Source organism: Mesorhizobium sp., assembly GCF_017306585.1.
Taxonomy (GTDB): Bacteria; Pseudomonadota; Alphaproteobacteria; order Rhizobiales; family Rhizobiaceae; genus Mesorhizobium.
The window spans coordinates 20724-47145 of sequence record NZ_JAFKIC010000132.1; the positions used below are offsets into that span (position 1 = coordinate 20724).

Sequence of the window (26422 nt, forward strand, 5' to 3'; positions counted from 1 at the left end):
TCGTATCGACACGCCGGCCTCATAGCCGGCAAATCAGGGACGCATCGCCAGCGTGACATCGACAGCGGGGGCGCAACCAGAAACCATCGGCGGTCACGATACGCTGCGAGGCATTGCCCTCAAGATCGTCTCCGTGGCGGTGTTCGTCGGCATGCAGACCTGCATCAAGGCGGCCGGCGACGTGCCCGCCGGCCAGATCGTGTTCTTCCGTTCGTTCTTCGCCATCTTTCCGATCATGGCTTTCCTTGCCTTCAGGGGAAAGCTGGCCACCGCTTTCACTACAAAACGGCCGTTCAATCACATCGCCCGCGGCGTCGTCGGCGTCGGTGCGATGGGGCTTGGCTTCTTCGCGCTGACCCGCCTGCCGTTGCCCGAGGCAATCACGCTGAACTATGCGCAGCCGCTGCTGGTGGTGGTGTTTTCCTCAATCTTCCTCGGCGAGGCGATCCGCTTCTATCGTTGGAGCGCTGTTGCCGTCGGCCTGGTCGGCGTACTCATCATCTCCTGGCCGGAATTGACGCTGCTGAATTCGGACGAGGCGCTCAACGACCAGGAAGTGCTGGGCGTGATCGCCGCGCTGGTCGCGGCGGCAATCTCGGCTGTTGCCATGCTTCTGGTGCGCAATCTCGTGCAGACGGAGAAGACGGCGACCATCGTTTTATGGTTCTCGTCGACGGCGAGCGTGCTGTCGCTGCTGACGCTGCCTTTCGGCTGGCAGGCACTAACCCCGTTGCAGGCGGTGCTGCTTGTCATGGCCGGCTTCTGCGGCGGGCTCGGCCAGATCCTGATGACGGCGGCCTATCGCCATGCCGAGGCCTCTGTCGTGGCGCCGTTCGAATACACCTCGATGATCCTCGGCGTCGTCGTCGGCTATTTCGTCTTCGGCGACGTGACCTCGCTCAGCACGCTGGTGGGCGGCGTGATCGTGGTGGCTGCCGGTATCTTCATCATCTGGCGTGAGCGTCAGCTTGGCCTGGAGCGCACGCGGACACGCAAGGCCGCCCTGCCGCAGGGGTGATCAGGAGCGTTCGGCCCGCTCCTTGCCCAGCCGCACCAGGACCGTCCGCGTCTGCTCGTCCGCCGGGAAAAAGGATTCGATCGCCAGCTCGGAAAGCGTGACGTCGAGCGGCGTGCCGAACACGGTGATGGTGCTGATGAAGGAGAGCACCGTATCGCCGTGGGCGAGCCGCAGCGGGTGCACGATGCCATCGGGTTCGACACGCGTCGGCCTGTTGCTCTTCAGCCCTGACGGATAGTCGCGCAATTCGCGCTCCAGATCGATCAGCACGGCATCGCCGGTGGCATCGTTCTGATGCTTGAGGCGTTCCAGCAAATGCGTGCGCCATTCCTGCAGGTTGACGATGCGCGGCGCGATGCCGCCGGGGTGCAGGCTGAGGCGAAGCACGTTGACGGGTGGCGTCAGCAGCGAAGCCTCGGCGACATCGGCGAGGAAGGGAGCGATCGCCGCATTGGCCGAAACCAGGTTCCAGTGGCGGTCCACGGCCAGCGCGGGGAAGGGCTCATGTCCCTTGAGCACGATCTCGACGGCCGCCATCGCTGGCGCCAGCGTTTTGTCACCGAGCGGCCTTTCGCTGAAGTTGGGCGCAAAGCCCGCCGCCAGCAGCAATTGATTGCGTTGCCGCAGCGGAATGGCCAGCTGCTCGGCCAGAAGCAGCACCATGTCGCGCGAAGGCGCGGCGCGGCCGCTTTCGACGAAGCTCAGATGGCGCTGCGAAATCTCGGCTTCCATGGCGAGATCGAGCTGGCTCATGCGGCGGCGCGTGCGCCATTCGCGGATGAGGCTACCGGCTGAGGTTTGTGCTGCTGTTGTCATGCGGGGATGAGTAAGGCAGCTGCGGAAGCTATTCAATTACCTGCGAGGTCATCGTCAGCCGAGCGCCCGCAGTTTCGCCTTCACCTCAAGAAAATCACGCCATGCCAGTTTCTTGTGCGCGGGTGTGCGCAACAGATAGGCCGGGTGCAGCGTCGGCATCGCCGGAATGGCGATGCCGGATGCCGTGGTGTGGGCGCGCCAGTTGCCACGCAGCCGCAATATGCCTTCCGAGGTGTTGAGCAGCGTCTTGGCCGACGGGCCGCCGAGATTGACCAGCACTTTGGGATTGACCAGTTCGATCTGCCGCTCGATGAACGGCCGGCAGATTTCGGTCTCGTGCGGCGTCGGCGTGCGGTTGCCCGGCGGCCGCCACGGAATGACATTGGCGATGTAGACAGAGGTCCGGTCGAGCCCGATCGCCGCCAGCATGCGGTCGAGCAGCCGGCCGGAGCGGCCGACGAAGGGCAGGCCCTCTATATCCTCGTCCCGGCCGGGCGCTTCGCCGACCAGCATGAGCGTGGCCTCCGGATTGCCGTCGGCGAATACGAGGTGCTTGGCGGTAGCCTTGAGGTTGCAGCCGTCGAAGGCTTCCATGTGCCGGCGCAGTTCCTCGAGCGTGGACGCGCTCGCCGCCATCTGCCGGGCGAGGGCTGCCTGGGCCTCGTCGGGAACGGCGGCGGTCGCGGTGCGCACCGGCGCATCGGGCACGTTGCTGGCATCCAGGCCGGGCGATGGCGCCTGTCGCTCTGTAATGCCGCCCTGGTCGGAGCGTGCGGGCGATGACGGGATTTCCTGGGACCTGCTTTCGCGGACGGGCGTGGTCGCCGCAGCCGGGCGCTCGGATTGTTTCGGCCGGGAGGCTTCCGCGAACCGGTTGATGGGAGCGTCCTCCAACGCCTCGTCAACGCCCGCGCTGGCATAGAAGGCGAGCAGCTCGGCGATTTCGGCTGGGTTGCTGGAGGAGGCAATCATGGCGCCACCATCGTCCGCGCGAGCATGATTTGCAAGTTTGCGAATGCCGAAAGCGGCGGTGAAAGCCGATCTACCCTCAAGAGGGGAGATCGCTATCCGGTCGGAATGCGGGGATCCTGCACCAGATAGAAGGTCCATCGCGGCGTGTAGTCGGTCATCAGGAATTCGAAACTGGTGGTCTTCAATGGGTCGACCTTGCCGTTCCTGAACAGCAGCCGGTCATAGGGGTCGAAGTCGCGGTCGAAATCGGCGAAATTGCTCGACCAGATATTGTCGGGCGTCTTGTTGCGCTGGTCGAACGAAAGCCCGTCCCCGAAGACGCTTGGCTGATTGAGTATTTCCTGAAGCTCGAACTGGAATTCGATCCAGGCCTGGCCGCTGTTGTTGAGCACGTCGAGGCGCATGTACATGATGCCGTTGGCGAACTCACCCGCCTTGCCGAATGCCTGGATCGGCTTCGTGGTGCGGATGGTCAGCGTCACCGGCGTCGCCGAATTCAGCTCTTCCGTGATGACCAGCGGATCGTCTCTGGTTCCGATGCCGGACGCTCCGGTGATGCGGAAGCCGCCAAGCTCGTCGGAGAAGGAATAGGCGCCCGTCGCCCAGACCCTCACTTCGTCGGCAGCGGCACGACCTGGCGCCGACGCCAGAAGAGCCAGCATAACCGCCCGGCTGGCCCGGCCGGGCGGGAAAAGAAAGCGCGTCGAAGGAAAGCCGGCAGGCCTGGGAATGCGCATGGCGACAAGTATGGCCGATAAGCAAGCCGTCGAACAATTGAAAAACGCGGGCGCCGGGAGCACCGAATAGATCCGACGGTTGGCCTTGCCGCACGGTGCGCGACTTTTTGGCCAAAACCGCATTGTCACGTATGCGCCGGTTTCCTGTCGCCAATTGATGCGCTATGCAGCGCAGGAGCCAGCAAGATACGCAACAGCGGCAAGCCAGTGCGGAGGGGTTGATGAGCGATATCGAACGCGAAAGCATGGAATTCGACGTGGTCATCGTTGGCGCCGGTCCGGCCGGCCTGGCCGCCGCCATCCGCCTCAAGCAGGTCAATCCCGAGCTTTCCGTCGTCGTGCTGGAAAAGGGCGGCGAGGTCGGCGCTCATATCCTTTCAGGCGCCGTTGTCGATCCCGTCGGCATAGACCGGCTGCTGCCGGGCTGGCGCGAGGAGGAAGGCCACCCCTTCAAGACACCCGTCACGGCGGATCATTTCCTGGTGCTTGGCCCGGCCGGCTCCGTGCGCTTGCCCAACATCGTGATGCCGCCGCTGATGAACAATCATGGCAACTACATCGTCTCGCTCGGCAATGTCTGCCGCTGGCTGGCGACCAAGGCGGAAGCACTCGGCGTCGAGATCTATCCGGGATTTGCGGCGGCAAGCCTCGTCTACAACGATGCCGGCGCCGTCACTGGCGTGATTACCGGCGACATGGGCGTCGAGAAGGACGGCACGCATGGCCCGGCTTACGCGCCCGGCATGGCGCTGATGGGCAAATATGTGCTGATCGGCGAGGGCGCGCGCGGCTCGCTCGCCAAGCAACTGATCGCCAGGTACAAGCTTTCCGAGGGTCGCGAGCCGGGCAAATACGGCATCGGCCTCAATGAACTCTGGCAGGTAAAGCCCGAAAACCACAAGCCGGGCCTTGTCCAGCATACCTTTGGCTGGCCGCTTGACCTCAAGACCGGCGGCGGTTCCTTCCTCTACCATCTGGAGGACAACCAGGTGGCGGTCGGCTTCGTCCTGCACCTGAACTACAAGAACCCTTATCTGTCGCCCTTCGAGGAATTCCAGCGCTTCAAGACGCATCCCGCCATCGCCGGAACGTTCGAAGGGGCCAAGCGCATCGGCTATGGCGCGCGCGCCATCACCGAGGGCGGCTGGCAGTCAGTGCCGAAACTGTCGTTCCCCGGCGGCGTGCTGATGGGCTGCTCGGCCGGCTTCGTCAACGTGCCGCGCATCAAGGGGTCCCACAATGCAGTGCTGTCAGGCATGCTGGCGGCCGACCATGTCGCGGAGGCAATCGCCGCCGGCCGCGCCAATGACGAACTCATGTCCTATGAGGAGGCCTGGCGCGCCACCGACATCGGCAAGGACCTGAAGAAGGTCCGCAACGTCAAGCCGCTGTGGTCGCGCTTCGGCACGGTTCTCGGCATCGGCCTCGGCGGGCTCGACATGTGGCTGAACACGCTGTTCGGGTTCTCGCCCTTTGGCACGCTCAAGCACGGCAAGGCCGACTATGCAGCGCTGGAGCCTGCCGCTCAGCACAAGAAGATCGCCTATCCGAAGCCGGATGGCGTGCTGACCTTCGACCGCCTGTCCTCGGTGTTCCTGTCCAACACCAACCATGAGGAAAACGAGCCGGTGCACCTCGTCGTCGGCGACATGGCGCTGCAGCAGCGTTCCGAACACGATGTCTTCGCCGGACCTTCGACCCGCTATTGCCCGGCCGGCGTCTACGAATGGGTGGACAAGGACGGCAACGCCGCCGCCGATCCGGCGGCAAAGGACGTGCGCTTCGTCATCAACGCGCAGAACTGCGTCCACTGCAAGACCTGCGACATCAAGGATCCGAACCAGAACATCAACTGGGTTCCGCCGCAGGGCGGCGAGGGGCCGGTCTACCAGAATATGTAGCAGGACCGGCGGCGGCCCGCCGCGGATCTTGCGGTGACGGAAAGGAAATGGATATGCGTTTCGCGACGCTTTCAGCTCTGGCCGCCATCACCGCATTGTCGGGTTTCGCGTCTGCCGCGCAGGCGGACGTCAAGGTTCTGGTCAAGACGCAGACATACGACGTTGCCGGCGCCACGGGCGAGGCGCTCATCCGATCCATGGATCGCAATGGTCCCAGGCACGGTTTCATGGCCCGGGCCATCGCCCAGACCAGCTACACCAAGGACTGGGACTTCGACTTCGCCAAGTCCAGGGGGGCCTGCCGTATCGCGAAGGCGAATGGTACGCTCAATCTGACTTTCACTTACCCGCGTGTCACTTCCGTACTGCCTCCACCCCTCGATCGCCGCTGGGCCCGGTTTTTTGAAGGGGTGCGCAAGCACGAGGAAACACATGGCGAGATCGCCAGGCAGATGATGCAGGCGACCGAGAAGACGCTTACCGGGTTGGCGGTTCCCAATGACCCGGAATGTTCCCAGACGCGCCGCGAGGCCCGCAAGCGCATAGCCGAGGTCTTTGATGAGTACGAGGCCAGGCAGAACGCTTTCGACGCCCGCGAGCACAGGGAAGGCGGTCACGTCGAGTACCTGGTCGACGCCCTCGAGAAGTCTTAGCGGCTTTTGGGGACGAAGGCTCAGCTTCGCGGCATGAGTGGCAGCGACACCGTCGCCGTTTCGTGCTCGTCGACCGGTTTGTCCGCCTCGGGCCTCAGCAAAAATTCCACCAGCACCGGCAGATGGTCGGAACCGGTGTCCTCCAGCCGGGTCGACGACAGGATCGTCAGCCCGCCCTTGCTGAACACCTGGTCGATCGGCAGGCCCGCATAGCGGCGGAGCAGGTCGGGCAGTGTCCTGTGAATCCAGGTCGGGCCGGCCGACGGCATTATGGTCAGCCCGCCGAGCGCGGCCACGCGGCGTACCGCGGCGCTCCACGGCACGGCGTTGCAGTCTCCAGCCATGATCGCCGTCTGGCCGAGCGCGGCCAGCGGCTCGGCCAATTCGCCGATCTGCCAGTATTGTTCCTTCGGCCATGGCCAGCTGAGATGGATTGCAGCGACATCGACATCGATGCCGCCGAAATCGACGGTTGCGATGGCCATCGCGCCGCGCGGTTCGCAATATGGCGTCGTGCCGGCGGCGAACGGTCGTCGCGACAGGAGGGCGACACCGAATAGGCCGTTGGGGTAGTCGCAGAGGATACGATATGGATAAGCGCCCTTGATGTACTCGAGTTCGGTAGCCCACATCGCCGAGACCTCGTCGAGCGTGATCACGTCGGGATTGGTGCGGCCGATCAGCGAGAGCACTTTCTTGGGCGTCGGATTGTTGAAGCGCAGGTTCATCTGCAGCAGGCTGTAGACGGCCTGGTCGGCGGGCCTGGCGACAGCCGGCTCCGGCCACAACCTGGGCAACGCGTTCGCGGTCGTGGCAAGGCAGGCGACGGCGAAGACGAGCGCCGCCGCCGCTTGCAACCGATACGAACTCGCCAGCAGCGGCAGGGCCAGAAGCGCCATCAGCACGCTGAAATGAATGCGGAAATGCGAGAAGGAATCGAAAGCCGGGTGCAGCGCGCCGAAGAAGCCGGCCAGCAGCGCGGCCGACAGTGCCGTCATCGCCAGGAATGCCAACCCAGCCATCATGTTCAAGCGCGTGCCTGTTGCCATAGAGGTCGTGTCTGCCGAATGCCGCCTGACGATCCGTTCGGCCTGCTTAGCGGGCAAATTGCGGCCTGAGCAAGACGACCAATTGCCTCGCTCCGGTGTCGCGGTTGCCTACTGGAACGCCGTCTCCGAAAAGCTCCTGAGCTTGCGCGAATGCAGCCGCTCCATCGGCATCTCGGCCAGCTTCTCCATCGCCCTGATGCCGATGGTCAGGTGCTGCGCTACCTGCCGCTTGTAGAATTCGGTCGCCATGCCGGGCAGTTTCAATTCTCCGTGCAGCGGCTTGTCGGAGACGCAGAGCAGCGTGCCATAGGGGACGCGGAAGCGGAAGCCGTTGGCGGCAATGGTGGCCGATTCCATGTCCAGCGCGATGGCGCGCGACTGCGAGAGGCGCTGCACCGGGCCGCGCTGGTCGCGCAGTTCCCAGTTGCGGTTGTCGATGGTGGCGACCGTGCCGGTGCGCATGATGCGCTTGAGATCGTAGCCCGACAGGCCGGTGACCTCGGCGACCGCTTCCTGCAGCGCGACCTGTATCTCGGCCAGCGGCGGGATCGGCACCCAGACCGGCAGGTCGTCATCCAGCACATGGTCCTCGCGGACATAGGCGTGCGCCAGCACATAGTCGCCCAGCGCCTGGGTGTTGCGCAGCCCCGCGCAATGGCCAAGCATCACCCAGGCATGTGGCCTCAGCACCGCGATATGGTCGGTGATCGTCTTAGCGTTGGATGGGCCGACGCCGATATTGACCATGGTGATGCCGCCATGGTTCGGCTTCTTCAGATGGTAGGCGGGCATTTGCGGCAGACGGGCCGGCGGCGTGCCCTCGCTTGGCGCACTGGCGCCGGCGCGGGTCACGACATTGCCCGGCTCGACGAATTCCGCATAACCGCCGCCACCATTCTCCATCAGGTCGCGGGCGCGTGCGACGAACTCGTCGATGTAGAACTGGTAGTTGGTGAACAGCACGAAGTTCTGGAAATGCTGCGGGCTGGTTGCCGTATAGTGCGTCATGCGGTGCAGCGAATAGTCGATGCGCTGCGCCGTGAAGGGCGCCAGCGGCCGGGGCTCGCCGAAGGCCACCTCGAACGTGCCGTTGGCGATCTGGTCGTCTGTGCCGTCAAGGTCCGGCACGTCGAACAGGTCGCGGATCGGCCGCTTGATGCGTTCGGCCGCCGCGCCGTCGACATAGGCGCCTTCGAGGAAGGCGAAATGCAGCGGGATCGGCGTGGTCGATTCCGAAACCGTCACCGGCACGCCGTGATTGCGCATGATCAGCCGGAGCTGCTCGACGAGGTAGCTCTCGAACAGCCGCGGCTGGGTGACCGTGGTGGCGAAATGGCCCGGCGTCGGCATATGGCCGTAGGCCTGGCGCGAGTCGACCTGGGTGAACGAACTCGTGGTGACGCCGATCTCGGGGTAGAAGGCGCGATAACGTTTGCTGCTGTCTCCGCCCGCCGCAAGGGCCGCGAAGGAATCGCGCAGGAACTTGGTGTTGCGGTCGTAGAGAAGCTGAAGTGCCGCGACGGCTTTTTCGGCGCTGTCGAAGCTTTGCCGGCCAAAAGGCTCTGGCATGACGACGGATTCGATGGCTTGGGGATAGATTCGCTTTTCCATGGCTCAATATAGAGACTTGGATGAGCTGTTGGGAGGGGGCTCGCCGATGAAGGCGCCCAAAGCGCGATTTTTTCTTACCCGCGCTGCAGGCTGACCAGCAGGACGAAGCCCACGCCCGACTTCTTCAGGGCCGGCGCCTCGATCGTCGAGCCGGCATCGGCGCGCATCATCGGCACCGCCAGGACCGGGGCGGCCAGGAGCATCAGGATGAGCGCCGCCCGCGGCAGGAGTCGGAGGGTCTTGAGGGCGTTGGCGGTGATGCGGTCCATGACGTTTTCAGCTTTTCTTTTCAGGGTCCGGTTCTTGGTTTCAGTGACGAAAATTGGTCGGGCAGCCGAAGCCGCAGATTCTGGTGGCTTCATCCCAGGAGCGGGCCGGGCGGCCCGCTTCGGCGACGAGGATGGCGAAGAACATTCCAAACAGGCTCATCAGCAGGCAGACGATGGTGAAGCGGCGGGCGAGCATTGCGGTGGTGTCTCCTTCAATGCGCAGGAGAATGCCCTGATGCCTCTGAACCGGCCCTGAGACCGGCGTTCATCTGCGGTTCAAATTGATTGACGGGACCTTGCCCGGGCGCCGTCGCTCCGCCGGGTGTCCGGTCAACCGTGCAGCCGAAACGAAAACGGGGCCCGACGGGCCCCGTTTCAATCCTGATATTGAGGTTTACGCTCGATCAGAGCTTATGCCAGGTCTGGCTCTTGCAGATCAGCCCGCCCAGCACGCAGCCGCTCATCTTGAGCGAAGTGCCCGAAAGGGTCGCCTTGCCCGAATAGGTCTTGTCGTTTGCCGGGTCGGTTATGCTGCCGGTGTATTTGTTGTCGCCGGCCGCCTTCAGCGAGCCGATGGTCTTGCCGGCGTACTTGCCGGTCTTGAGCGTGATGGAAAACGAACCGGAGCCACCGATGGCGGCGGTGTCGCCGGCCTGCGTCTTCCAGTTGCCCTCGATCGGATCGGCAAAGGCCGCGCCCGACATGATCAATGTGGCTGCGAGAGCCAGGCTCACTTTACGAAACATGTCTTCCTCCCTTTGGATAGCCGGCCGGATGCTCCGGCTCGCCGGTCTGCCGCTTACGCAAACGTAAGCTAATCCAGCTTCCTGCAAAACAAAAGCGGTGCCGCTGGGGAAGGGTTTGGCATTTTGAAAGCCACCGGAATTCGCCCCTGCCGGCCGGAAATGAAAACGATCGGCGCATCGTGTTCGTTTCCTAGGGTTAGCGGAGTCTTGAAATCGATGTCGAAAATTTTCGTCAAATTTGGCGAAAACCAGCCGGATTGCTGGCTTTGTATCCTTAACGAATTTCCGCGTTTACCTCTTGTTTTAGCTTTGTTTTCTTCAAATTAAGCACGCCATTTAACGACGGATTCAAGCCTCGGCGGCATTCTCGAAAGCGTCGAAAGAGCGGCCCGGACGAGACAAACGGAGGCAGCTCTCGGGAGCCAGACAGGGGACTAAAATGGCACGTTTTGAAATGCTTGAAGCAGGTTTCGGCGCCATGGGGGCAACTGCCCAGGCCGACATTCTTTTCGAACTGGGCATGATGTACGCCACGGGCCGCGACTGCGAGACCGATGTCGTTGCCGCCCACAAATGGTTCAACATTGCCGCCATCAAAGGCTCGGCCCGCGCCGCGGAACTGCGCTCGGAACTCTCGGCGGCCATGTCGAAGGTCGAGATCGCCAAGGCGCTTCGCGAAGCCCGCGAATGGATGACCATGCACTGAGTTCCGCCGGACGGGGAATTCCGGTCCAGGCCGCCCAAAGACGGTCGGACCGAAACAGGGATAAGGCTGCGCAGACAGCCGGCCAAAAGGCCATCAACGACAAGAACGCGGCAGGCAGAAATGTCCAGGCCACGCAGCGGATCATGATCCCGGATGCCGAACTCCAATTCGGGCAGGATCATGGCCAAGAGGGAGACAGGGAAGGCAAGGTTGGGTTCGCGGCGCGGGGGCGCTGGGGAAACAGCACGACGGGCAAAAAGCCACGACCGGCCGGAACAAGGCTGGCGTGGCTTTTTGCGTGGATGAACGCCCACAGGCCCAATCGAGCGATGCCGATGCGCCTAGACAGGCCCGGCGAAGGATGAAATTGTCCCGCCTCTCTGGAAGAAGCGCGGCCGGGGCGGCCGTGCGTGAGTGGAGGAGTTCCATTATCATGAAAAAAATGAGTATTTTGAGCGCGGCCATTTTCGGCCTGATGATGAGTGCGCCGGTCGCTTTCGCCGACGACATCACCATCTCGGTGGTCGGCCCGATGACGGGCCAGCTTGCCACCATCGGCGATCAGTTCAAGCAGGGCGCCCAGGCCGCCGCCGACGCCATCAACGCCGCCGGCGGCGTCAATGGCTCGATGATCAAACTCGACATCGAGGACGACCAGTGCGACCCCAAGCAGGCCGTTTCGGTCGCCAACCGCATCGTGGCCAATGGCGTCAAGTTCATCGACGGCCATGCCTGTTCCGGCTCGAGCATTCCGGCTTCGGCCGTCTATGCCGAGGCGGGTGCGCTGATGATGAGCCCGGCTTCCTCGAATCCGGTGCTGACCGATGCCGCGGCCAAGGCCGGCTGGCCGACGATCATGCGTCTCTATACGCGTGACGATGCCCAGGGCGCCTTCATCGGCCCGTGGATCGCCAAGAAGTATGCCGGCAAGAACGTCGTCATCCTGCACGACAAGAGCGCCTACGGACAGGGCGTTGCCGACGCCGTGCGGGCGACCATGAACACCGGTGGCCTGAAGGAAGTCTACTATGACGCCATCAACCCCGGCGAAAAGGACTATTCGGCGCTCGTCACCAAGCTCAAGGACCTCAAGGCCGATGTCGTCTATTTCGGCGGCTATCACCCCGAAGCCGGTCTTATCCTGCGTCAGTCGGCCGAACAGAATTTCAAGTTCCAGCTGATCATGCCGGATTCGATCGCCTCGCCGGAATTCTGGCAGGTTGCCGGCCCCGCCGGCGAGGGCACCATGTTCGTGTTCCCGTCCGATCCGCAGGCAAAGCCGGAAGCCAAGGCCGCCGTCGAGAAGATCAAGGCCGGCGGCTTCGTGCCGGAAGGCTTCACGCTGTTCTCCTATGCCGTGGTCCAGGCTGTCGCCGAAGGCGTCAAGCGCGCCGGCAGCGACGATCCGGGCAAGGTTGCCGAAGCGTTGAAGAACGGCACGCCGTTCAGCACCGTTGTCGGCGAGGTTACTTTCGACGAGAAGGGCGACCTCAAGAACGCCAGCTACGACATCAACCAGTGGCATGACGGCAAATACGCGCCGATCGCGCAGTAACCGCCCTGGCGATCAGCCAGGCGCGACAGAATGGCCGGGTTCGTCCCGGCCATTTTCGTTTCGGCCCGGATAAGAGGCCTCGGACTGGCCCGCTGTGGGGAACTTCCAGCGAAGGCGGATTTCGGCACTCCCATCTCCGGCCAGACTCAGCGAATGTCCGCCTTCATGTGCCGAACGGCTCGTTCGACAAATGCCGGGAGGACAATCGGGAATGGCCAATGAGGATCGCACCAGGATAATTCCCAGGAGAACGCCGGAATCTGCGGCCATGACCGCAAATGTCAAAAGAGCGATGGCGCTCACCGCCAGTCTCAACCGTTTGACATACAATGACGCCGACGAGGTACGGGCCTTGTTCAGCGACCTCATAGGCAAGAAGGTCGACGACAGCTTCTTGCTGGCGCCGCCATTCTACACGACCGGCGGGTCTGACATCAGCATCGGGCGCAACGTCTTCATCAACCAGAACTGCACATTCTACGATCTTGGCGGGCTCGACATCGGCGACGATGTGATGATCGGGCCGAATGTGAGCATCATCACATCAGGCCATCCTCTTGCACCTTCGCAACGGCGCGCCTTCGTCGTCGCAAAGCCCATTGTGATTGAGAGAAACGTCTGGATCGCGGCCGGCGCGACCATCATCGGCGGGGTGACTATAGGCGAGAACTCGGTCGTCGCGGCGGCCTCGGTCGTCACCAGGGACGTCGCGCCCAATACGCTCGTCGGAGGCAATCCGGCTCGGCCTATCCGTTCGATCGCCGAGTGACGCCGGGCCGAAGCGGGCCAGACAGGCCGCGTCTCAGTCCTGGCTGCCTTCGGCGAACCGCGCCAGGACGGTGCCGTCGCTCACCTGCGCGCCTTCGGCCGCGATCTCGGCAATCAGCCCGTCGTGCGGGGCGGCGATGGTGTGCTCCATTTTCATCGCCTCGAGAATCAGCAGCGGCTGTCCCTTGACCACGGCGTCGCCCTTGGCCACCCGCACGAGCTTGACGAGGCCCGGCATCGGCGCGCGCAGGCTGCCGGAGGCCGCGGCCGCGTCGTCGCTTCTGGCCAGGGGATCCGACACGGCGAACGTGTAGCCGACGGCGCCGTCGAACACGGTGACGTGGCCGGGCCAGCGGGCAAGGCGAGGAATGGCACGAAGGTCATGCGAATTCGTGTTGTCATAGGGGGCATCGAGCGCCACCTGGAAGCGGCCATCCGCCCGTACCGAGATTTTCGCGCCGATATCGTCCTCACCGAATTTCAGCCGCGTGCGCCGCGCCACGCCGTGGAAATGCGCGTAACCGGCAAGCGACGACCATGGATCGTCCGACGGCGGCAACGTTCCCGCGCCAGAGGCGGCGAGCGCGGCCGCGGCGACGATTTCGCCGGTCGGCGGTGCGATCTCGGTCAGGGACTGCTGATGCCTGCCGATCAGACCGGTGTCGACGTCGCCCGCACAGAAATCCGGATCGCCCGCAAGAGCGGCAAGGAAGGCGGTGTTGACGGTCGAGCCGGCGACCTCGGTCTGCGACAGGGTAGTCCTCAACGCCTCCAGCGCTTCTGGCCGGTCCTTCGCATGAACGACCAGCTTGGCAATCATCGGATCATAGTACGGAGAGATGGCATCGCCGGCCCGTACGCCGGCCTCGATGCGCATCGAGGCGCCGTCCGGGGCTGCTTGCGGAAATTTGAGATGGTGCAGCGTGCCCGTCGCCGGCAGAAACCCTTTTGCCGCGTCCTCCGCATAGAGGCGCGCCTCGAAGGCGTGGCCTGAGAGCACGATCTGGCCTTGCGCCTTCGGCAGTTTTTCGCCGCTGGCGACCCTTAGCTGCCACTCGACCAGATCGGTGCCGGTGACCATTTCGGTGACCGGGTGCTCGACCTGCAGGCGTGTGTTCATTTCCATGAACCAGAAGCGGTCGGCCTTGAGGCCTTGCGAGGCGTCGACGATGAACTCGATCGTGCCCGCGCCGGAATAATTGATCGCCTTGGCCGCCTTCACGGCTGCCTCCGTCATCGCCTTGCGCAGCGCCGGCGTCATGCCGGGGGCGGGCGCTTCCTCGATCACCTTCTGGTGGCGGCGCTGCGCCGAGCAGTCGCGTTCGTAGAGGTGAACGGCATTGCCGAAATTGTCTCCGAACACCTGCACTTCGATATGCCGTGGCTTGTCGACATATTTCTCGACCAGCACGCGGTCGTCACCGAAAGCGGCCTTCGCCTCGCGCCGTGCGCTGGACAGCGCTTCGGAGAAATCATCGGGATGCTCGACACGCCGCATGCCTTTTCCACCGCCGCCGGCGCGCGCCTTGATCAGCACGGGATAGCCGATTTCGCGCGCCTTGGACGCGAGCAGCACGATTTCCTGCGCTTCGCCATGATAGCCAGGAACGACCGGCACGCCGGCTTTCTCCATCAGCCGCTTGGCCGCGTCCTTCAGCCCCATGGCGCGGATCGAGGCCGCGGACGGCCCGATGAAGGTGAGGCCTGCCGCCACCACCTGGTCGACGAAATCGGGATTTTCGGAGAGGAAGCCGTAACCCGGATGAATTGCTTGCGCCCCCGTCGCCAGGGCAGCCGCGACGATCCTGTCGCCGCGCAGATAGCTCTCGCCGACCGGCGAGGGGCCGATGTGAACCGCCTCATCGGCCATCTCGACATGCAGGGAGTGCGCGTCGGCATCCGAATAGACGGCGACGGTGCGCACGCCGAGCTTCCGGGCCGTGCGAATAACACGGCAAGCGATCTCGCCCCGATTGGCGATCAGGATCTTGCTAAACATGGAGCCTCCCGGGTCAATATCGGGCGGCGCCATTTTGGCAGGCGCCAGCCTATTTCGAAGCGGCAATCTCGCAGGCGCCGCCGTTCGTCACCTTGTAGTGCGCACGCGTAGCCACGCAGGATTTCATCGCCAGCTCTTCCGCGACCTGTTGTGACGGTGCATTCAGATGCGTGCCGCACAGGATGTAGAGTGAAACCACTCTGGAATATGGCGTGGTGGCATAAGCCGAGTGGCCGCCGGCAGCCACATAGGCCCTGTAGGCCTTGGCGCATGGCGACGTCGAGACGCCCAGATTCGGGGGGAACCGCTTGTTGCCCTCGTTTCCCGCCAGCGATCCTGCTGCGCCCGCGCTGGATGCCGAGAATATAAGAAGTGCTGAAAGTATTGAGGCGAATGACTTGGGAAAGTATTTCAGCTTCATTTCCACCCGATCCCCATTGTACGATATTGCTGAAGGATAATTCGTAGCGAATATCCTTCATCCTCGCCAGGAATGCAAAGGCGGCTCGCAATTTTGTGAGCGAGAGGATGGTCTCATCCATGGTGCTCATCGTCACATCCTGAACACGCCGAAGCGCGTGTCCTCGATTTCCGCGTTGAGCGCGGCGGAGAGGCTGAGCGCCAGAACCTCGCGCGTCTTGGCCGGGTCAATGATGCCGTCGTCCCAGAGCCGGGCGGACGAGTAGAGCGGATGGCCCTCGTGCTCATATTTCATCAGGATCGGCTTCTTGAATTTCGCCTCCTCCTCGGCGCTCCATTGCCCGCCCTTGCGCTCGATGCCGTCGCGCTTGACCATGGCAAGCACGGTTGCCGCCTGCTCGCCGCCCATCACCGAGATGCGGGCGTTCGGCCACATCCACAGGAAGCGCGGGGAGTAGGCGCGGCCGCACATGCCGTAATTACCGGCGCCGAACGAGCCGCCGATGATGACGGTCACCTTCGGCACGCGGGCGGTGGCCACCGCCATCACCAGCTTGGCGCCGTCCTTGGCGATGCCGCCGGCTTCATATTTCCTGCCGACCATGAAGCCGGTGATATTCTGCAGGAAAACCAGCGGAATTTTACGCTGACAGCACAGTTCGATGAAGTGCGCGCCCTTCAGCGCGCTTTCGGAAAACAGCACGCCATTGTTGGCGATGATGCCGACCGGCATGCCGTGGAGATGGGCAAAACCGGTAACCAGCGTGGTGCCGTAATTCTGCTTGAACTCGTCGAACTCGGAACCATCGACGAGACGCGCGATCACTTCGCGCACGTCATAGGGCTGGCGCAGATCGGTCGGCACGACGCCGTAAAGCTCGTCCGCCGGATGAAGCGGCGGAATCGATTTGTGTAAGTTCAGGCTTACCGTCTTGTTCCGATTCAGGTTTTTGACGATGCGCCGGCAAATGGCCAGCGCATGCTCGTCATCGAGCGCATAGTGGTCGGCGACGCCGGAAAGCCGCGTATGCACGTCGGCACCGCCAAGGTCTTCGGCGCTGACATCCTCGCCGGTCGCCGCTTTCACCAGCGGCGGTCCACCGAGAAAAATGGTCGCCTGGTTGCGCACCATGATGGTCTCGTCCGACATTGCCGGCACATAGGCGCCGCCCGCCGTGCAGGACCCCATGACGCAGGCGATCTGCGGGATGCCGGCCGCCGACATGTTGGCCTGGTTGTAGAAGATGCGGCCGAAATGCTCGCGATCCGGAAATACTTCGTCCTGATTGGGCAGATTGGCGCCGCCCGAGTCGACCAGATAGATGCAGGGCAGATTGTTCTGCAGCGCGATCTCCTGCGCGCGCAGATGCTTCTTCACAGTCAGCGGATAGTATGTGCCGCCCTTCACCGTGGCGTCGTTGACGACGACCATCATCTCGGTGCCTTCAACGCGGCCGATGCCGGCGATCAGGCCGGCCGACGAAATCTCCTCGCCATACATCGACCACGCCGCGAACTGGCCGATCTCGAGGAAGGGCGAGCCGATGTCGAGCAGTTGCGCCAGCCGTTCGCGCGGCAAAAGCTTGCCGCGCCCGACATGGCGCTCGCGCGCCTCGTCGGAGCCGCCACGCTCGACCGCCGCTGCCTTGTCCGCGATGTCGGCGACCAGCGCGCGCATACGCTCGGCGTTGCTGCGAAAGGTTTCGGAGGAGGGTGATATCTGGGTCTGGAGTGTGGCCATGCTATATTGCCTCCGCCATGATCTCGCGGCCGATCAGCCAGCGGCGGATTTCGCTGGTGCCGGCGCCGATCTCGTAGAGCTTGGCGTCGCGCAGCAGGCGGCCGGTCGGATAGTCGTTGATATAGCCGTTGCCGCCAAGCAGCTGGATGGCGTCCAATGCCATCTGCGTGGCTTTCTCCGCTGCAAACAGCACGCAGCCGGCGGCGTCCTTGCGCGTCGTCTGGCCGCGATCGCAGGCGGCGGCGACGGCGTAGACATAAGCGCGCGCGGCGTTCATCGCCGTGTACATGTCGGCCAGCTTGCCCTGCACCAGCTGGAAGTCGCCGATCGGCTGTCCGAACTGCTTGCGCTCGTGCACATAGGGGATGGCCACGTCGAGGCACGCCGCCATCAACCCGAGCGGCCCGCCGGCGAGCACCGTACGCTCATAGTCGAGGCCCGACATCAGCACTTCGACACCGCGCCCTTCCTCATGCAGCACATTGTCGAACGGCACCTCGACATTTTCAAACACGAGTTCGCCGGTGTTGGAGCCGCGCATGCCGAGCTTGTCGAGCTTCTGTGCCACGGAGAAGCCGGCCATCGTCCTTTCGACGATGAAGGCGGTGATGCCGCGCGATTTGCGTTCAGGATCGGTCTTGGCATAGACGACCAGCGTTTCGGCGTCCGGGCCGTTGGTGATCCACATCTTGGTGCCGTTGAGCACATAGCGGTCATTGCGCTTTTCGGCGCGCAGCTTGAGCGAAACGACGTCCGAGCCGGCGCCCGGCTCCGACATGGCAAGCGCGCCGACATGCTCGCCCGAGCAGAGCGACGGCAGGAATTTCTCCTTCTGCGCCGGCGTCGCCCAGCGGTTGATCTGGTTGACGCAGAGATTGGAGTGGGCGCCATAGGAGAGGCCGACCGAGGCCGAGGCCCGCGAAATTTCCTCGACCGCGACGACATGGGCGAGATAGCCCATGCCGCTGCCGCCGAAATCGGGATCGGCCGTTATGCCGAGCAGGCCGAGCGCGCCGAGTTCGCGCCACAGATGCGCGGGGAATTCGTTCTCCCGGTCGATCTCGCCGGCAATCGGCGCGATCCTATCCTGGGCGAACCGCCGCACCATGTCGCGCAACGCCTCGACATCCTCGTCATGCCCGAAGCTGAGCGTGTTCGTGTACATGCCGTTCCTCCGCACCATCGTGCCTTGCGCCCACCAGGCGCATTGTCATCGAAAGATATGTCGCCGTCACTTCAGCGATCGACAGCCTCTCATCCGGCCGGAACCAGACGATGACGCCGGTCATCATCTGGATCAGCGCCATCGCGGTCAGCCCGATATCGTCGATGCTGAAAGCTCCGGTGTCGGTTCCATCGCGCAAAATGGCGCGCAGCTCCTTTTCATAGGCTGTGCGCAGCCGCAGTATGTGTGTCAGCCTTTCGGGCGAGAGGCTGCGCAACTCCATATTCGACACATGGGTGGCGTGCCGGCGCTCGATGTGGAAAGCGATGTGGTTGCGCACATAGGCCGAGAGCCGCTGGCTCGGATCGGCGCCCGCCGGCCGGGTCTTTTCCCAGGCCTCGCCAAGTCCCTCCATGTGCTCCCGCATCAGCGTGAACAGCAACTCTTCCTTGGTCGGAAAGTAACGGTAGAGCGCGGCGGCCTGCACGCCGACTTCTGCCGCCAGCTGGCGCATCGACATGGCCTCGTAGCCCTGGCGCGCGATCAGGTTGACCGCGGCCTCGCGAATTGCCGCTTCGGTTCGTTCGCCGTCGGATCCCGTTGTTCGCGCCATAATCGCCTCATCCCAGGAAGCAATAATAAAACGAACGTTCAATTAATTCAAGGGCTCTGGAATCGTGAGTCTAGGCGATGATCCTGAAGTCCCCGGGCGCGATCCATGTATCGAGCTCTTCGAGGTCGATCCGTGACACGGCCGTACCCGCCGGGCCTTTCCAAAGCCGTTCGGCCATGACCGAAACCGCTACATCGGCCCCGGCGAACCACGCAGTCACCGAACCATCTCTCTCGTTGCGCACCCAACCCATCAGGCCGAGCCCGGTCGCCTCGCCGCGCGTCCAGTTTCTATAGCCGACGCCCTGCACCCTTCCGAACACGCGAGCACACACCGCTCTTTGCCGGTCGTCCATTGGCTTCCTCCCTTGCGTGGAATCTGGTGCGGGCACGAACGAAGGCAACCGGTGTCCAGGGGTTCCCGCCATTGGCGAGCCGAGCCAACGTATGGGGCTCGATTCCAAAGATAGTTGACTGAGTCAATATTCTGATGATGATCCGGCGCGTGGAAATCCCATGGAGCGCCCGACATGCCGGATAACAGGAATGCCTTGGTCAACGACATCCGCCGGTTCAATCGCTTCTATACCAGTCGTATCGGGCTGCTCGACGAAACCTTGACGCAAAGCGCCTACACGCTGGCCGAAGCGCGCGTGCTGTTCGAACTGGGTCAACGGCCGGGCCATATCGCCTCCGACCCTGGCGGCATGGCCGGCTTTCTGGCGCGGGCGCTGAATCTCGATTTTGAGCCGGCGGCGTCCGAGATTGCCGGGCAGCTCCAGATGGATCCCGGCCACGTGCTGAGAATCCTTCGCAAACTCTGCGCCGCCGGATTGGTCGAAATGCGCAGGTGCTCCGCGCCGCCCCTGTCTCGGCGCATCCTTTCGCTCACCGCGCGCGGCCAGGCCGCGCTTGCCGCTCTCCATGCGGCCGCCGATCGCGATCTTGCCCGCGTCACCGATGGTTTGGGGGACAAGGAGGCGGCGGAACTGTCGGGTCTGTTGGCGCGCGTCAGGAGCCTGCTCGACGAAGCGGCGGCTTCCGAACGTCTCCTCTAGTTGCCTCGTGCCGCCGCCAGGGCGCCCGGCAGTTCCTCGGCGAAAACATCCAGTTCGTGGTCGAGGCCGACGCTGACGCGGATACAGCGGTCGAGCCCGGGCGCCATCGGCTTGCGGATGAAAATGTCCCGCGACAGCAGCCCCTGCAGCACTTTCAGCGCGAACGCGCCATCATGGCCGCAATCGATGGTGACGAAATTGGTCGCCGACGGCAGTGGCTTCAGCCCGTTCTGTTCGGCAATGGCTGCGATGCGGCGGCGTCCGGCGGCGACGCGCGCCACCACCGTCTCGAGGTAGGCCTGGTCGGCGAGAGCCTCGACGCCGGCGATCTGCGCCATGCGGCTGACGCCGTAATGGTTGCGGATCTTCTCGAAATCCCGGATTACCTCGGCTTCCGCCACCGCATAGCCGCAGCGTATGCCGGCAAGCCCGTAAGCCTTCGAAAACGTGCGCATGCGGATGACGTTCGGCCTGGAGATATCGATCGGCGGCAGCGCGGAGGCCGGACCCAGTTCGCCATAGGCCTCGTCAAGAACCAGCATCGTGGTTTCCGGCAGAGCCTCGATGAAGCGGATGATTTCGCCTGCTTCCCACCAACTACCCATCGGATTGTCCGGGTTGGACAGATAAACCAGCGGCGCCTTTTCCCTGGCGACAGCTGCGAGCAGTCCGTCCAGGCTTTCGTGGTCGTTCTCGTAGGGAACGGTGACCAGGCGTCCGCCGACACCGGCGATGTGGAAGTTGAAGGTAGGGTAGGCGCCGAGCGAGGTAACCACCGCGTCGCCGGGCGCCACATACATGCGCGCCACAAGATTGAGCAGACCGTCAATGCCTTCGCCGACAACGATGTTCTCGATCGCCACATCATGGTGCGCGGCGGCGGCTACCTTCAGGTCGAAATTGTCGGGGTCGCAATACATCCACTGGTCGCGCGCGACACTTTCCATGCGGGCGATGACGCGCGGCGATGGGCCGAAGCTGCTTTCATTGGCGCCAATCCGGGCGCGGAAGGGCCGGCCGCGCTCACGCTCCTGCGCTTCGGGGCCGACAAACGGCACGGTCGACGGAAGCGCCGCGATGACGGGCGTGAGGGCAGGGCGCAGGCGCATGGCGGAAGCTCGCTTAAAAAGAGGAATCTCTTGCTAGCGTGGCCGCCGGAAGGGCGCAAGCTTGGCGAAGGGTCGCTTATGATGCAGCCAGGCGCGGACTGGATTTCAGCGACCCTTCTTGTTGGCGAGACCGACTCCAGGAGCGCAGGCATCCGCGCAGCCCAGGCGGCAATCTCACCCTCGGACCAATGACGATATGCTCCGGCAGGCACTTCTGCTCCAGCGGTCCGGTCGGCTGTCGGAGGCCAAGGAGTTATGTGGCGAGGTTCTGGCCCGCGCTCCGCGACACCCGCTGGCTCTGTATGTCGTGGGCGCACTCTCGGTCGATTTGGAGGCCCCGATAGGTGACCAGTAAACCCCACGGCTTTTGCCGGCATGGGATTTGAAGAGCATTTATGCGTTTGCCTCCATGTTGCCGGCGCGCCCCGATGCGGAGGTGAAGAACAGGGTGTATCGCCGAGGCATCGGCCGCGAACTCCAGTCCTCCGGATGGCGGTCCGATCCGGCTCTAAGCCGTAATCTGAAGCCACCGCCTTTCGGGGGTGGAGCCTTCACGTAAGGGCGCGCCGCCTCCGCGCGCAACCACCTTTCATGACATAGGTTTGACCCCGGGCAGGCGACCCGAAGCTGGATTCAACTGCGTCGTTTTGCTAACCAAATCCAATGAACAGCCGTCCGCCGCCTGCCTGGGCCAAACATATCAAGTCCGGTTCCGTCGCCAGGCCAGCTGATCCGGGGTTCAAACCCGGCCTGCAGCAGGCTCCGGGATTAGGGCAAGCGAATTCGTCCAAACCGAGTTCCTACGAGCAGGCCGACGACCTGTTGCTGAAGAAAGCCAGCGAGCTTCAACAGGCCAATCGGCTCGATGAGGCGCGGGAGCTATGCCGGCAGGTTCTGGCGCGCGCTCCGAACCATTCATTGGCCCTCTACATGATGGGCATCCTTTGCCTGAGCCATGACGACGAGGCGGCCCTGCGCTATTTCGTGCGCGCCATCGCTGAAGCCCCGACGAATCCCTATTACCATCTAAGCCTGGGGGAAGCTTATCTTGCGATGATCGAATACTCGCCGGCAATCCAGCATATCCAGCGCGCCCTGGAATTGCAGCCCGATCTGGTCGACGCGCTTTGTGCCCTGGGGAGAACCTACATCGATTCTGGAACGCCCGACCTGGCGTTGCCGATTTACGAGAAGGCGCTCGAGATCAATCGCGATCACCCCAAGCCACGGCTCGGCATGGCTCGCGCGCTGATCAGCATTGGGCGCATGGATGATGCGGGCTCGTATTTGAAGGAAGCGATCGAACGCCGCATCGGCCTGGCCCGGGCCTACAATGATCTGGCGCAGACACGAAACTTCACCGAGGAGCCTCCGGAACTTCTTTCCATCCTGAATGAACTCGGCCGTCCCGGCCTCGATTCGGGCGTTACTTACATGCTCCACAGCGCCGCCGGCAAGATTCTCAACGATCTCAAGCGTTACAAGGAAGCATTCCACCATTTCGACAAGGCGAACCAGGCTCGCGAGCATCGGTTCGATATCGAAAAGCACCGTCGCTGGATCGACGCGTTGATCGAAATCTTTACGCCCGGCCTATTTGCCGTGGCGGCTGGCTATGGGGATCCTTCCGAAGCGCCGGTCTTTGTCGTCGGCATGCCTCGTTCCGGAACGACGCTGACGGAGCAGATTCTGGCCAGCCACCCGGGAGTTCATGGCGCGGGCGAGCTCGGCAAATTGAAGCGAGCCGCCAATGCGGTGGGTCTCAGGCCGGGGGTCGGAGATTTGACCCAGGCTCTGAATTTCCTTACACCGGATATGATCGGGACGCTGGCCGGGGAGCACCTGTCCTATCTGAGGGAACGATCGCCTGCAGCTCAGCGTATCGTCGACAAGATGCCGCATAATTTTGAGTTGATCGGCCTGATCGCCCTTATGTTCCCCAATGCGCGGATCATCCATTGTCGCCGCGACGCCATCGACAATTGCCTCTCGTGCTTCGTTTTGCCCTTCAGCGATATGCACGACTATAACACCGACCAGCGGATACTTGGCCTGTACTATCGTGAATATGATCGCTTGATGCGGCACTGGAATGAGGTTCTGCCCGGGCGCATCTTCGAGAATCGCTACGAAACTCTTGTCGAGGATCAGGAGGCGCAGTCGCGCCGCCTCATCGACTATTTGGGGCTGCCATGGGACGATGCCTGCCTTCGCTTTTTCGACAGGCAGGGCTCGGTCACCACACTTAGCCGCTGGCAGGTTCGTCAGCCGATCTACAAATCGTCTGTGAAGCGCTGGAAAAACTATGAAAACGAAATTCAACCGTTGATCGAGGCGCTGGGCGATCTCGCGGATACTTGAGCGGCGGGCCCGCTGCTCACCGAGCTTTGACTGGATTCCATCGGTGCTTGTTGCTAACAGGCACAATGAACAATCGTCTGCCGCCTGCCTGGTCAAAACACATCAAGTCCACCGCCGCGCCGAAACCCAGAGGCCCCCAGGTAAGTCCGACACAGCCAGGTCCGCCGAAAGCAAATCCGTCCGCGCGCGCGCAGGCCGATGACGCGGTGCTGAAGAAAGCCTATGAGCATCAACAGGCCAAGCAGCTTGCTGAAGCGCAGAGGCTGTGCTTCGAGGTGTTGGCGCGGACGCCAAACCATCCGCTGGCTCTGTACATCATGGGCACGATTTGTGTGGGCCATGACGACGAGGCGGCTCTGCGTTATTTCGCGCGCGCGGTCGCCGAGGAGCCAAAAAACGCATATTACCATCTCAGCTTCGGCGAAGCCTATGCGAGACTGAGCGAATTCTCGGCCGCCATCAGATACATCCGGCATGCCCTGGAAATCCAGCCCGATCTTGTCGAGGCCCTGTGCGCCCTGGGGCGTGTCTACACCGAGTTCGACAAGCCCGATTTGGCATTGCCGCTTTACGAGAAGGCGCTGAAAATCAACCGGGACCATGCCAAGGCGCGGACCGGAATGGCTGCTACGCTCACCGGCCTTGGGCGTATGGACGAGGCCGGCGCCTATCTGAAAGAGGCGATCGAACGACGCGTCGACGCGCCGGCTGCCTACTACGAGCTCGTGCAGACCCGGAAATTTACCGAAGAGCCCCCGGAACTCCAATCGATCCTTCGCGAACTCGACAGTCCGCGGCTTAATTCGGAGTCCGCGCAGAGTCTTCACTATGCCGCCGGTAAAGTGCTGAACGACCTCAAGCGCTACGCGGAAGCATTCGACCATTTCAATAAGGCCAAGCAGGCCGCCGGCCACAGGTTCGACATCGACCAGTATCGTCGTTTCGTGGATTCGACGATCGAAATCTTCACGCCCGGCCTGTTTGCTGCCGCGTCCGGCTTTGGCAATCCTTCCGATCTCCCTGTGTTCGTGGTTGGAATGCCGCGTTCGGGAACGACGCTGACGGAGCAGATTCTGGCGAGCCATCCGGGGGTCCACGGCGCGGGAGAACTTGAAAAGCTAAGGCGGGTGGCAAACGCAATCGACCTCAAATCGTCGGCTGAGGATTTGAGCAAGTCCGTCAATTCTTTTACGCCGGAATTGATCAGGACGCTGGCCGAAGAGCATCTATCCTATCTCAGGGAGCGAGCGTCTGCCGCGCTCCGCGTCGTTGACAAGCAGCCGCACAACTTTGAACTGATCGGTCTTATCGCCCTTCTGTTCCCCAATGCGCGCATCGTTCACTGCCGCCGCGATGCCATCGACAATTGCGTGTCATGCTATGTCCTGCCTTTCAGCCCGGCTCACTCCTACAACGCCGACCTGCGTGTACTCGGCCTGTACTATCGGGAATATGACCGCCTGATGCGTCACTGGAACGAGGTTTTCCCTGGCCGTATCTTTGAAAATCGCTATGAGACGCTTGTGGAGGATCAGGAGGCGCAGTCGCGCCGGCTCATCGACCATCTTGGCCTGCCTTGGGATGACGCATGCCTGCGCTTCTTCGATAGGGAAGGGGCGGTCACCACGCCCAGCCGCTGGCAAGTTCGTCAGCCGATCTACAAATCGTCAGTGAAGCGCTGGAAGAATTACGAAAGTGAGATCCAGCCTCTGATCGAAGCGTTGGGCGACCTCGCCGACGTTTGACCTCTGCTCACAGGCCAAGGCACGTCATAGCCAGTCTAGCTTGGCTCACCGTTTCACAGAATCGATGAACCACTCTAACTCTCTGGTTTTGCGTAATTTCCTAGGGAACGTAATTTCCTAGGGAAATGCTGCCCGCTTTTCCTGGAATCGCCCAACCATTGCTGTGATGCGTATCGCGCACGCGCGCGGCGGGGGGCAATGCTATGCATCGAAACAAAAGAAAAACCCGGCGGTTGCCCGCCGGGTTCTCCTGTCTCCCCAGAAATATCTGGTCTTAGAAGTCGCGCTGGAAGCGGATGAGAGCGCCGACGGAGTTCCTCTTCTCGGCGCCAGCCCAGACATTGCCGGCGTCGATAGCGCCCGAGCCAACGCGCTGGTAGTCGACTTCCGGCGTAACCGTGAAGCCGGGAACGACGGTGTAGGTAACGTTGGCGGCAACGCCATAGTCCTTCCACTGATCACCCGACACCTGGAGGTTGAACGACGCCTTGTCGCTGAACTTGTAGGTGCCGCCGGCCCAGAAGCCCCAGTGACCGCCCCACGGCTTGTAGAAGCCGCGACCGAATGCCGGGGAGAATGCGCCAGTATCGTTCAGCTTTCCTTCGCTGCCATAACCGAACATGCCGAACAGGGACAGCTGGCTGTTGATGTTCACGTCCAGGCGAACCTTGCCAGACACATATTCGTAGTTGCTGTCATAGGCGACGACGCCCACGATATCACCCCAGCCCTGCGTGTACTTCACGCCGCCGACGACATGCGGAACATAGCTGTCGACCGTGGCGCGGCCGTAACCGTAGGTGCTGGTACCCGCGACGATCCCGCCGCCGCCGGACCCTTCTTCGAGAGAGGCCATCGCCGAGAAGCCGTTGCCGGCATCGAAGTAGTACTGAACGACGCCCGTCTTGAACCCGCCATAGGGAACGATGGTGTCGTTGAGGATGTTGCCGGCGTAGCCGACGAACGTGTCGAAGGCCGATTCATCCAAGCCGACCCGCAGGCCGCCGAGCTGGATCCAGGCAAAGTGCATGTCGAAGTTGTTCGCCATGTTGTTGCCGTCCCCGTTGTCGAGCGGGTGGTTTTGGAAATTCATGCGCGTTTCGGTGTAGGTCTTCAACGTGCCGAGCTCGGTTTCCTGACCGGTCCAGGTCTTCAGCGTGAAGCGGGCATCCTTATACCAGGTGCCCTGGTTCTTGCCGTTGACGACGTCGTCGGCGCGAGCGCCGGTGAACGAGCCGACGTCGCCCACGCCGACGTCGTAGCGGACATAGCCGCCGATACGCAGGCAGGTTTCGGTGCCGGGGATGTAGAAGTAGCCAGCGCCGTAGACGTCGCAGATCTTGACGTATTCAGCGGGCTCCGGCTCGGCGACGACGACGGCGTCGGCGGCGCGCGCACCGGAAACTGCGAT

At 62.8% G+C, this 26422-nt stretch carries 25 protein-coding genes; 9 read left to right on the forward strand and 16 right to left on the reverse strand.

The annotated features are described in order from the left end of the window. The first annotated feature begins 52 nt into the window (after positions 1-52). Positions 53-1018 carry a DMT family transporter gene (locus J0I79_RS12950; RefSeq protein WP_292858696.1) on the forward strand — a complete coding sequence of 322 codons (966 nt, stop codon included), beginning with the start codon at positions 53-55 and terminating at the stop codon, positions 1016-1018. Here the strand turns inward: J0I79_RS12950 and J0I79_RS12955 are convergent, their stop codons facing one another. The 3 genes from J0I79_RS12955 to J0I79_RS12965 all read right to left on the reverse strand — a co-directional run bounded on the left by J0I79_RS12955 (position 1019) and on the right by J0I79_RS12965 (position 3543). Then, a complete protein-coding gene (locus J0I79_RS12955; protein WP_292858699.1) occupies positions 1019-1771 on the reverse strand; it encodes a helix-turn-helix domain-containing protein in 753 nt (250 codons plus the stop codon). It lies immediately after the preceding gene. 117 nt (positions 1772-1888) lie between these two features. After that, the gene (locus J0I79_RS12960) at positions 1889-2806 is read right to left on the reverse strand and encodes a uracil-DNA glycosylase family protein (RefSeq protein WP_292858702.1); all 918 of its coding nucleotides are present in this window, start codon (positions 2804-2806) and stop codon (positions 1889-1891) included. A 92-nt stretch (positions 2807-2898) separates the two neighbouring features. Further along, positions 2899-3543, reverse strand: coding sequence for a hypothetical protein (locus J0I79_RS12965; protein ID WP_292858705.1), 645 nt, complete (start codon positions 3541-3543; stop codon positions 2899-2901). 221 nt (positions 3544-3764) lie between these two features. On the opposite strand from J0I79_RS12965, the gene J0I79_RS12970 reads away from it, so the two are divergent. Further along, a complete protein-coding gene (locus J0I79_RS12970) occupies positions 3765-5444 on the forward strand; it encodes an electron transfer flavoprotein-ubiquinone oxidoreductase (protein WP_292858708.1) in 1680 nt (559 codons plus the stop codon). Positions 5445-5497: 53 nt separating this feature from the next. Beyond that, entirely contained in the window at positions 5498-6097 is a 600-nt protein-coding gene (locus tag J0I79_RS12975; protein WP_292858711.1) for a DUF922 domain-containing protein, read from the forward strand. A gap of 20 nt (positions 6098-6117) precedes the next feature. Here J0I79_RS12975 and J0I79_RS12980 read toward each other — a convergent pair whose 3' ends face one another. The 5 genes from J0I79_RS12980 to J0I79_RS13000 form a co-directional block, all read right to left on the reverse strand. After that, the gene (locus J0I79_RS12980) at positions 6118-7122 is read right to left on the reverse strand and encodes an endonuclease/exonuclease/phosphatase family protein (protein WP_292858768.1); all 1005 of its coding nucleotides are present in this window, start codon (positions 7120-7122) and stop codon (positions 6118-6120) included. Positions 7123-7254: 132 nt separating this feature from the next. Beyond that, positions 7255-8715 (reverse strand): AMP nucleosidase, encoded by a 1461-nt coding sequence (locus J0I79_RS12985; protein WP_292858714.1) that lies wholly within the window; start codon positions 8713-8715, stop codon positions 7255-7257. A gap of 116 nt (positions 8716-8831) precedes the next feature. Continuing rightward, the gene (locus tag J0I79_RS12990) at positions 8832-9026 is read right to left on the reverse strand and encodes a hypothetical protein (protein ID WP_292858717.1); all 195 of its coding nucleotides are present in this window, start codon (positions 9024-9026) and stop codon (positions 8832-8834) included. A gap of 40 nt (positions 9027-9066) precedes the next feature. Then, complete coding sequence (locus J0I79_RS12995; protein WP_292858720.1) at positions 9067-9222, reverse strand: hypothetical protein; 156 nt, start codon at positions 9220-9222, stop codon at positions 9067-9069. Between the two features lie 208 nt (positions 9223-9430). Continuing rightward, positions 9431-9772, reverse strand: a complete 342-nt coding sequence (locus J0I79_RS13000; RefSeq protein ID WP_292858723.1) for a DUF2147 domain-containing protein — start codon at positions 9770-9772, stop codon at positions 9431-9433. Between the two features lie 439 nt (positions 9773-10211). On the opposite strand from J0I79_RS13000, the gene J0I79_RS13005 reads away from it, so the two are divergent. The 3 genes from J0I79_RS13005 (at position 10212) to J0I79_RS13015 (ending at position 12802) form a co-directional block, all read left to right on the forward strand. Further along, entirely contained in the window at positions 10212-10478 is a 267-nt protein-coding gene (locus tag J0I79_RS13005) for a sel1 repeat family protein (RefSeq protein WP_010915070.1), read from the forward strand. A 433-nt stretch (positions 10479-10911) separates the two neighbouring features. Further along, on the forward strand, positions 10912-12033 hold the full coding sequence (locus J0I79_RS13010; RefSeq protein WP_292858727.1) for a branched-chain amino acid ABC transporter substrate-binding protein: 1122 nt from the start codon (positions 10912-10914) through the stop codon (positions 12031-12033). A 268-nt stretch (positions 12034-12301) separates the two neighbouring features. Continuing rightward, complete coding sequence (locus tag J0I79_RS13015; protein WP_292858730.1) at positions 12302-12802, forward strand: sugar O-acetyltransferase; 501 nt, start codon at positions 12302-12304, stop codon at positions 12800-12802. A 33-nt stretch (positions 12803-12835) separates the two neighbouring features. Here the strand turns inward: J0I79_RS13015 and J0I79_RS13020 are convergent, their stop codons facing one another. From J0I79_RS13020 to J0I79_RS13045, 6 genes are all read right to left on the reverse strand, one after another. Then, positions 12836-14800 (reverse strand): acetyl/propionyl/methylcrotonyl-CoA carboxylase subunit alpha, encoded by a 1965-nt coding sequence (locus tag J0I79_RS13020; protein WP_292858733.1) that lies wholly within the window; start codon positions 14798-14800, stop codon positions 12836-12838. Positions 14801-14849: 49 nt separating this feature from the next. Then, complete coding sequence (locus tag J0I79_RS13025) at positions 14850-15221, reverse strand: hypothetical protein (protein ID WP_292858736.1); 372 nt, start codon at positions 15219-15221, stop codon at positions 14850-14852. A gap of 132 nt (positions 15222-15353) precedes the next feature. Further along, a complete protein-coding gene (locus J0I79_RS13030) occupies positions 15354-16961 on the reverse strand; it encodes a carboxyl transferase domain-containing protein (protein ID WP_292858739.1) in 1608 nt (535 codons plus the stop codon). 1 nt (position 16962) lies between these two features. Beyond that, complete coding sequence (locus J0I79_RS13035) at positions 16963-18126, reverse strand: isovaleryl-CoA dehydrogenase (RefSeq protein WP_292858742.1); 1164 nt, start codon at positions 18124-18126, stop codon at positions 16963-16965. Then, positions 18095-18739, reverse strand: a complete 645-nt coding sequence (locus J0I79_RS13040) for a TetR/AcrR family transcriptional regulator (protein ID WP_292858745.1) — start codon at positions 18737-18739, stop codon at positions 18095-18097. The genes J0I79_RS13035 and J0I79_RS13040 overlap by 32 nt, the downstream gene beginning before the upstream one ends. Positions 18740-18809: 70 nt before the next feature. Next, the gene (locus tag J0I79_RS13045) at positions 18810-19094 is read right to left on the reverse strand and encodes an acylphosphatase (RefSeq protein ID WP_292858748.1); all 285 of its coding nucleotides are present in this window, start codon (positions 19092-19094) and stop codon (positions 18810-18812) included. Positions 19095-19268: 174 nt separating this feature from the next. Between J0I79_RS13045 and J0I79_RS13050 the strand changes: the two genes are divergently transcribed. Next, entirely contained in the window at positions 19269-19796 is a 528-nt protein-coding gene (locus J0I79_RS13050) for a MarR family winged helix-turn-helix transcriptional regulator (protein ID WP_292858750.1), read from the forward strand. On the opposite strand, the gene J0I79_RS13055 is transcribed toward J0I79_RS13050, so the two are convergent. After that, positions 19793-20905, reverse strand: coding sequence for a pyridoxal phosphate-dependent aminotransferase (locus J0I79_RS13055; RefSeq protein WP_292858752.1), 1113 nt, complete (start codon positions 20903-20905; stop codon positions 19793-19795). The genes J0I79_RS13050 and J0I79_RS13055 overlap by 4 nt on opposite strands. 663 nt (positions 20906-21568) lie before the next feature. On the opposite strand from J0I79_RS13055, the gene J0I79_RS13060 reads away from it, so the two are divergent. Continuing rightward, complete coding sequence (locus J0I79_RS13060; protein ID WP_292858754.1) at positions 21569-23266, forward strand: tetratricopeptide repeat-containing sulfotransferase family protein; 1698 nt, start codon at positions 21569-21571, stop codon at positions 23264-23266. Positions 23267-23331: 65 nt separating this feature from the next. Further along, a complete protein-coding gene (locus J0I79_RS13065; RefSeq protein ID WP_292858757.1) occupies positions 23332-25011 on the forward strand; it encodes a tetratricopeptide repeat-containing sulfotransferase family protein in 1680 nt (559 codons plus the stop codon). Positions 25012-25285: 274 nt separating this feature from the next. Here J0I79_RS13065 and J0I79_RS13070 read toward each other — a convergent pair. Continuing rightward, positions 25286-26422 (reverse strand): porin (locus J0I79_RS13070; RefSeq protein WP_292858760.1); only part of this gene is annotated, 1137 nt, incomplete at its 5' end.

Bases quoted from the DNA above. Each gene is read 5' to 3' on its own strand.
- J0I79_RS12955 (WP_292858699.1), bottom strand. From the start codon at position 1,771: ATGAGCCAGCTCGATCTCGCCATGGAAGCCGAGATTTCGCAGCGCCAT.
- J0I79_RS12960 (WP_292858702.1), bottom strand. From the start codon at position 2,806: ATGATTGCCTCCTCCAGCAACCCAGCCGAAATCGCCGAGCTGCTCGCC.
- J0I79_RS12965 (WP_292858705.1), bottom strand. From the start codon at position 3,543: ATGCGCATTCCCAGGCCTGCCGGCTTTCCTTCGACGCGCTTTCTTTTC.
- J0I79_RS12970 (WP_292858708.1), top strand. From the start codon at position 3,765: ATGAGCGATATCGAACGCGAAAGCATGGAATTCGACGTGGTCATCGTT.
- J0I79_RS12975 (WP_292858711.1), top strand. From the start codon at position 5,498: ATGCGTTTCGCGACGCTTTCAGCTCTGGCCGCCATCACCGCATTGTCG.
- J0I79_RS12980 (WP_292858768.1), bottom strand. From the start codon at position 7,122: ATGATGGCTGGGTTGGCATTCCTGGCGATGACGGCACTGTCGGCCGCG.
- J0I79_RS12985 (WP_292858714.1), bottom strand. From the start codon at position 8,715: ATGCCAGAGCCTTTTGGCCGGCAAAGCTTCGACAGCGCCGAAAAAGCC.
- J0I79_RS12990 (WP_292858717.1), bottom strand. From the start codon at position 9,026: ATGGACCGCATCACCGCCAACGCCCTCAAGACCCTCCGACTCCTGCCG.
- J0I79_RS12995 (WP_292858720.1), bottom strand. From the start codon at position 9,222: ATGCTCGCCCGCCGCTTCACCATCGTCTGCCTGCTGATGAGCCTGTTT.
- J0I79_RS13000 (WP_292858723.1), bottom strand. From the start codon at position 9,772: ATGTTTCGTAAAGTGAGCCTGGCTCTCGCAGCCACATTGATCATGTCG.
- J0I79_RS13005 (WP_010915070.1), top strand. From the start codon at position 10,212: ATGGCACGTTTTGAAATGCTTGAAGCAGGTTTCGGCGCCATGGGGGCA.
- J0I79_RS13010 (WP_292858727.1), top strand. From the start codon at position 10,912: ATGAAAAAAATGAGTATTTTGAGCGCGGCCATTTTCGGCCTGATGATG.
- J0I79_RS13015 (WP_292858730.1), top strand. From the start codon at position 12,302: ATGACCGCAAATGTCAAAAGAGCGATGGCGCTCACCGCCAGTCTCAAC.
- J0I79_RS13020 (WP_292858733.1), bottom strand. From the start codon at position 14,800: ATGTTTAGCAAGATCCTGATCGCCAATCGGGGCGAGATCGCTTGCCGT.
- J0I79_RS13025 (WP_292858736.1), bottom strand. From the start codon at position 15,221: ATGAAGCTGAAATACTTTCCCAAGTCATTCGCCTCAATACTTTCAGCA.
- J0I79_RS13030 (WP_292858739.1), bottom strand. From the start codon at position 16,961: ATGGCCACACTCCAGACCCAGATATCACCCTCCTCCGAAACCTTTCGC.
- J0I79_RS13035 (WP_292858742.1), bottom strand. From the start codon at position 18,126: ATGTACACGAACACGCTCAGCTTCGGGCATGACGAGGATGTCGAGGCG.
- J0I79_RS13040 (WP_292858745.1), bottom strand. From the start codon at position 18,739: ATGGCGCGAACAACGGGATCCGACGGCGAACGAACCGAAGCGGCAATT.
- J0I79_RS13045 (WP_292858748.1), bottom strand. From the start codon at position 19,094: ATGGACGACCGGCAAAGAGCGGTGTGTGCTCGCGTGTTCGGAAGGGTG.
- J0I79_RS13050 (WP_292858750.1), top strand. From the start codon at position 19,269: ATGCCGGATAACAGGAATGCCTTGGTCAACGACATCCGCCGGTTCAAT.
- J0I79_RS13055 (WP_292858752.1), bottom strand. From the start codon at position 20,905: ATGCGCCTGCGCCCTGCCCTCACGCCCGTCATCGCGGCGCTTCCGTCG.
- J0I79_RS13060 (WP_292858754.1), top strand. From the start codon at position 21,569: ATGAACAGCCGTCCGCCGCCTGCCTGGGCCAAACATATCAAGTCCGGT.
- J0I79_RS13065 (WP_292858757.1), top strand. From the start codon at position 23,332: ATGAACAATCGTCTGCCGCCTGCCTGGTCAAAACACATCAAGTCCACC.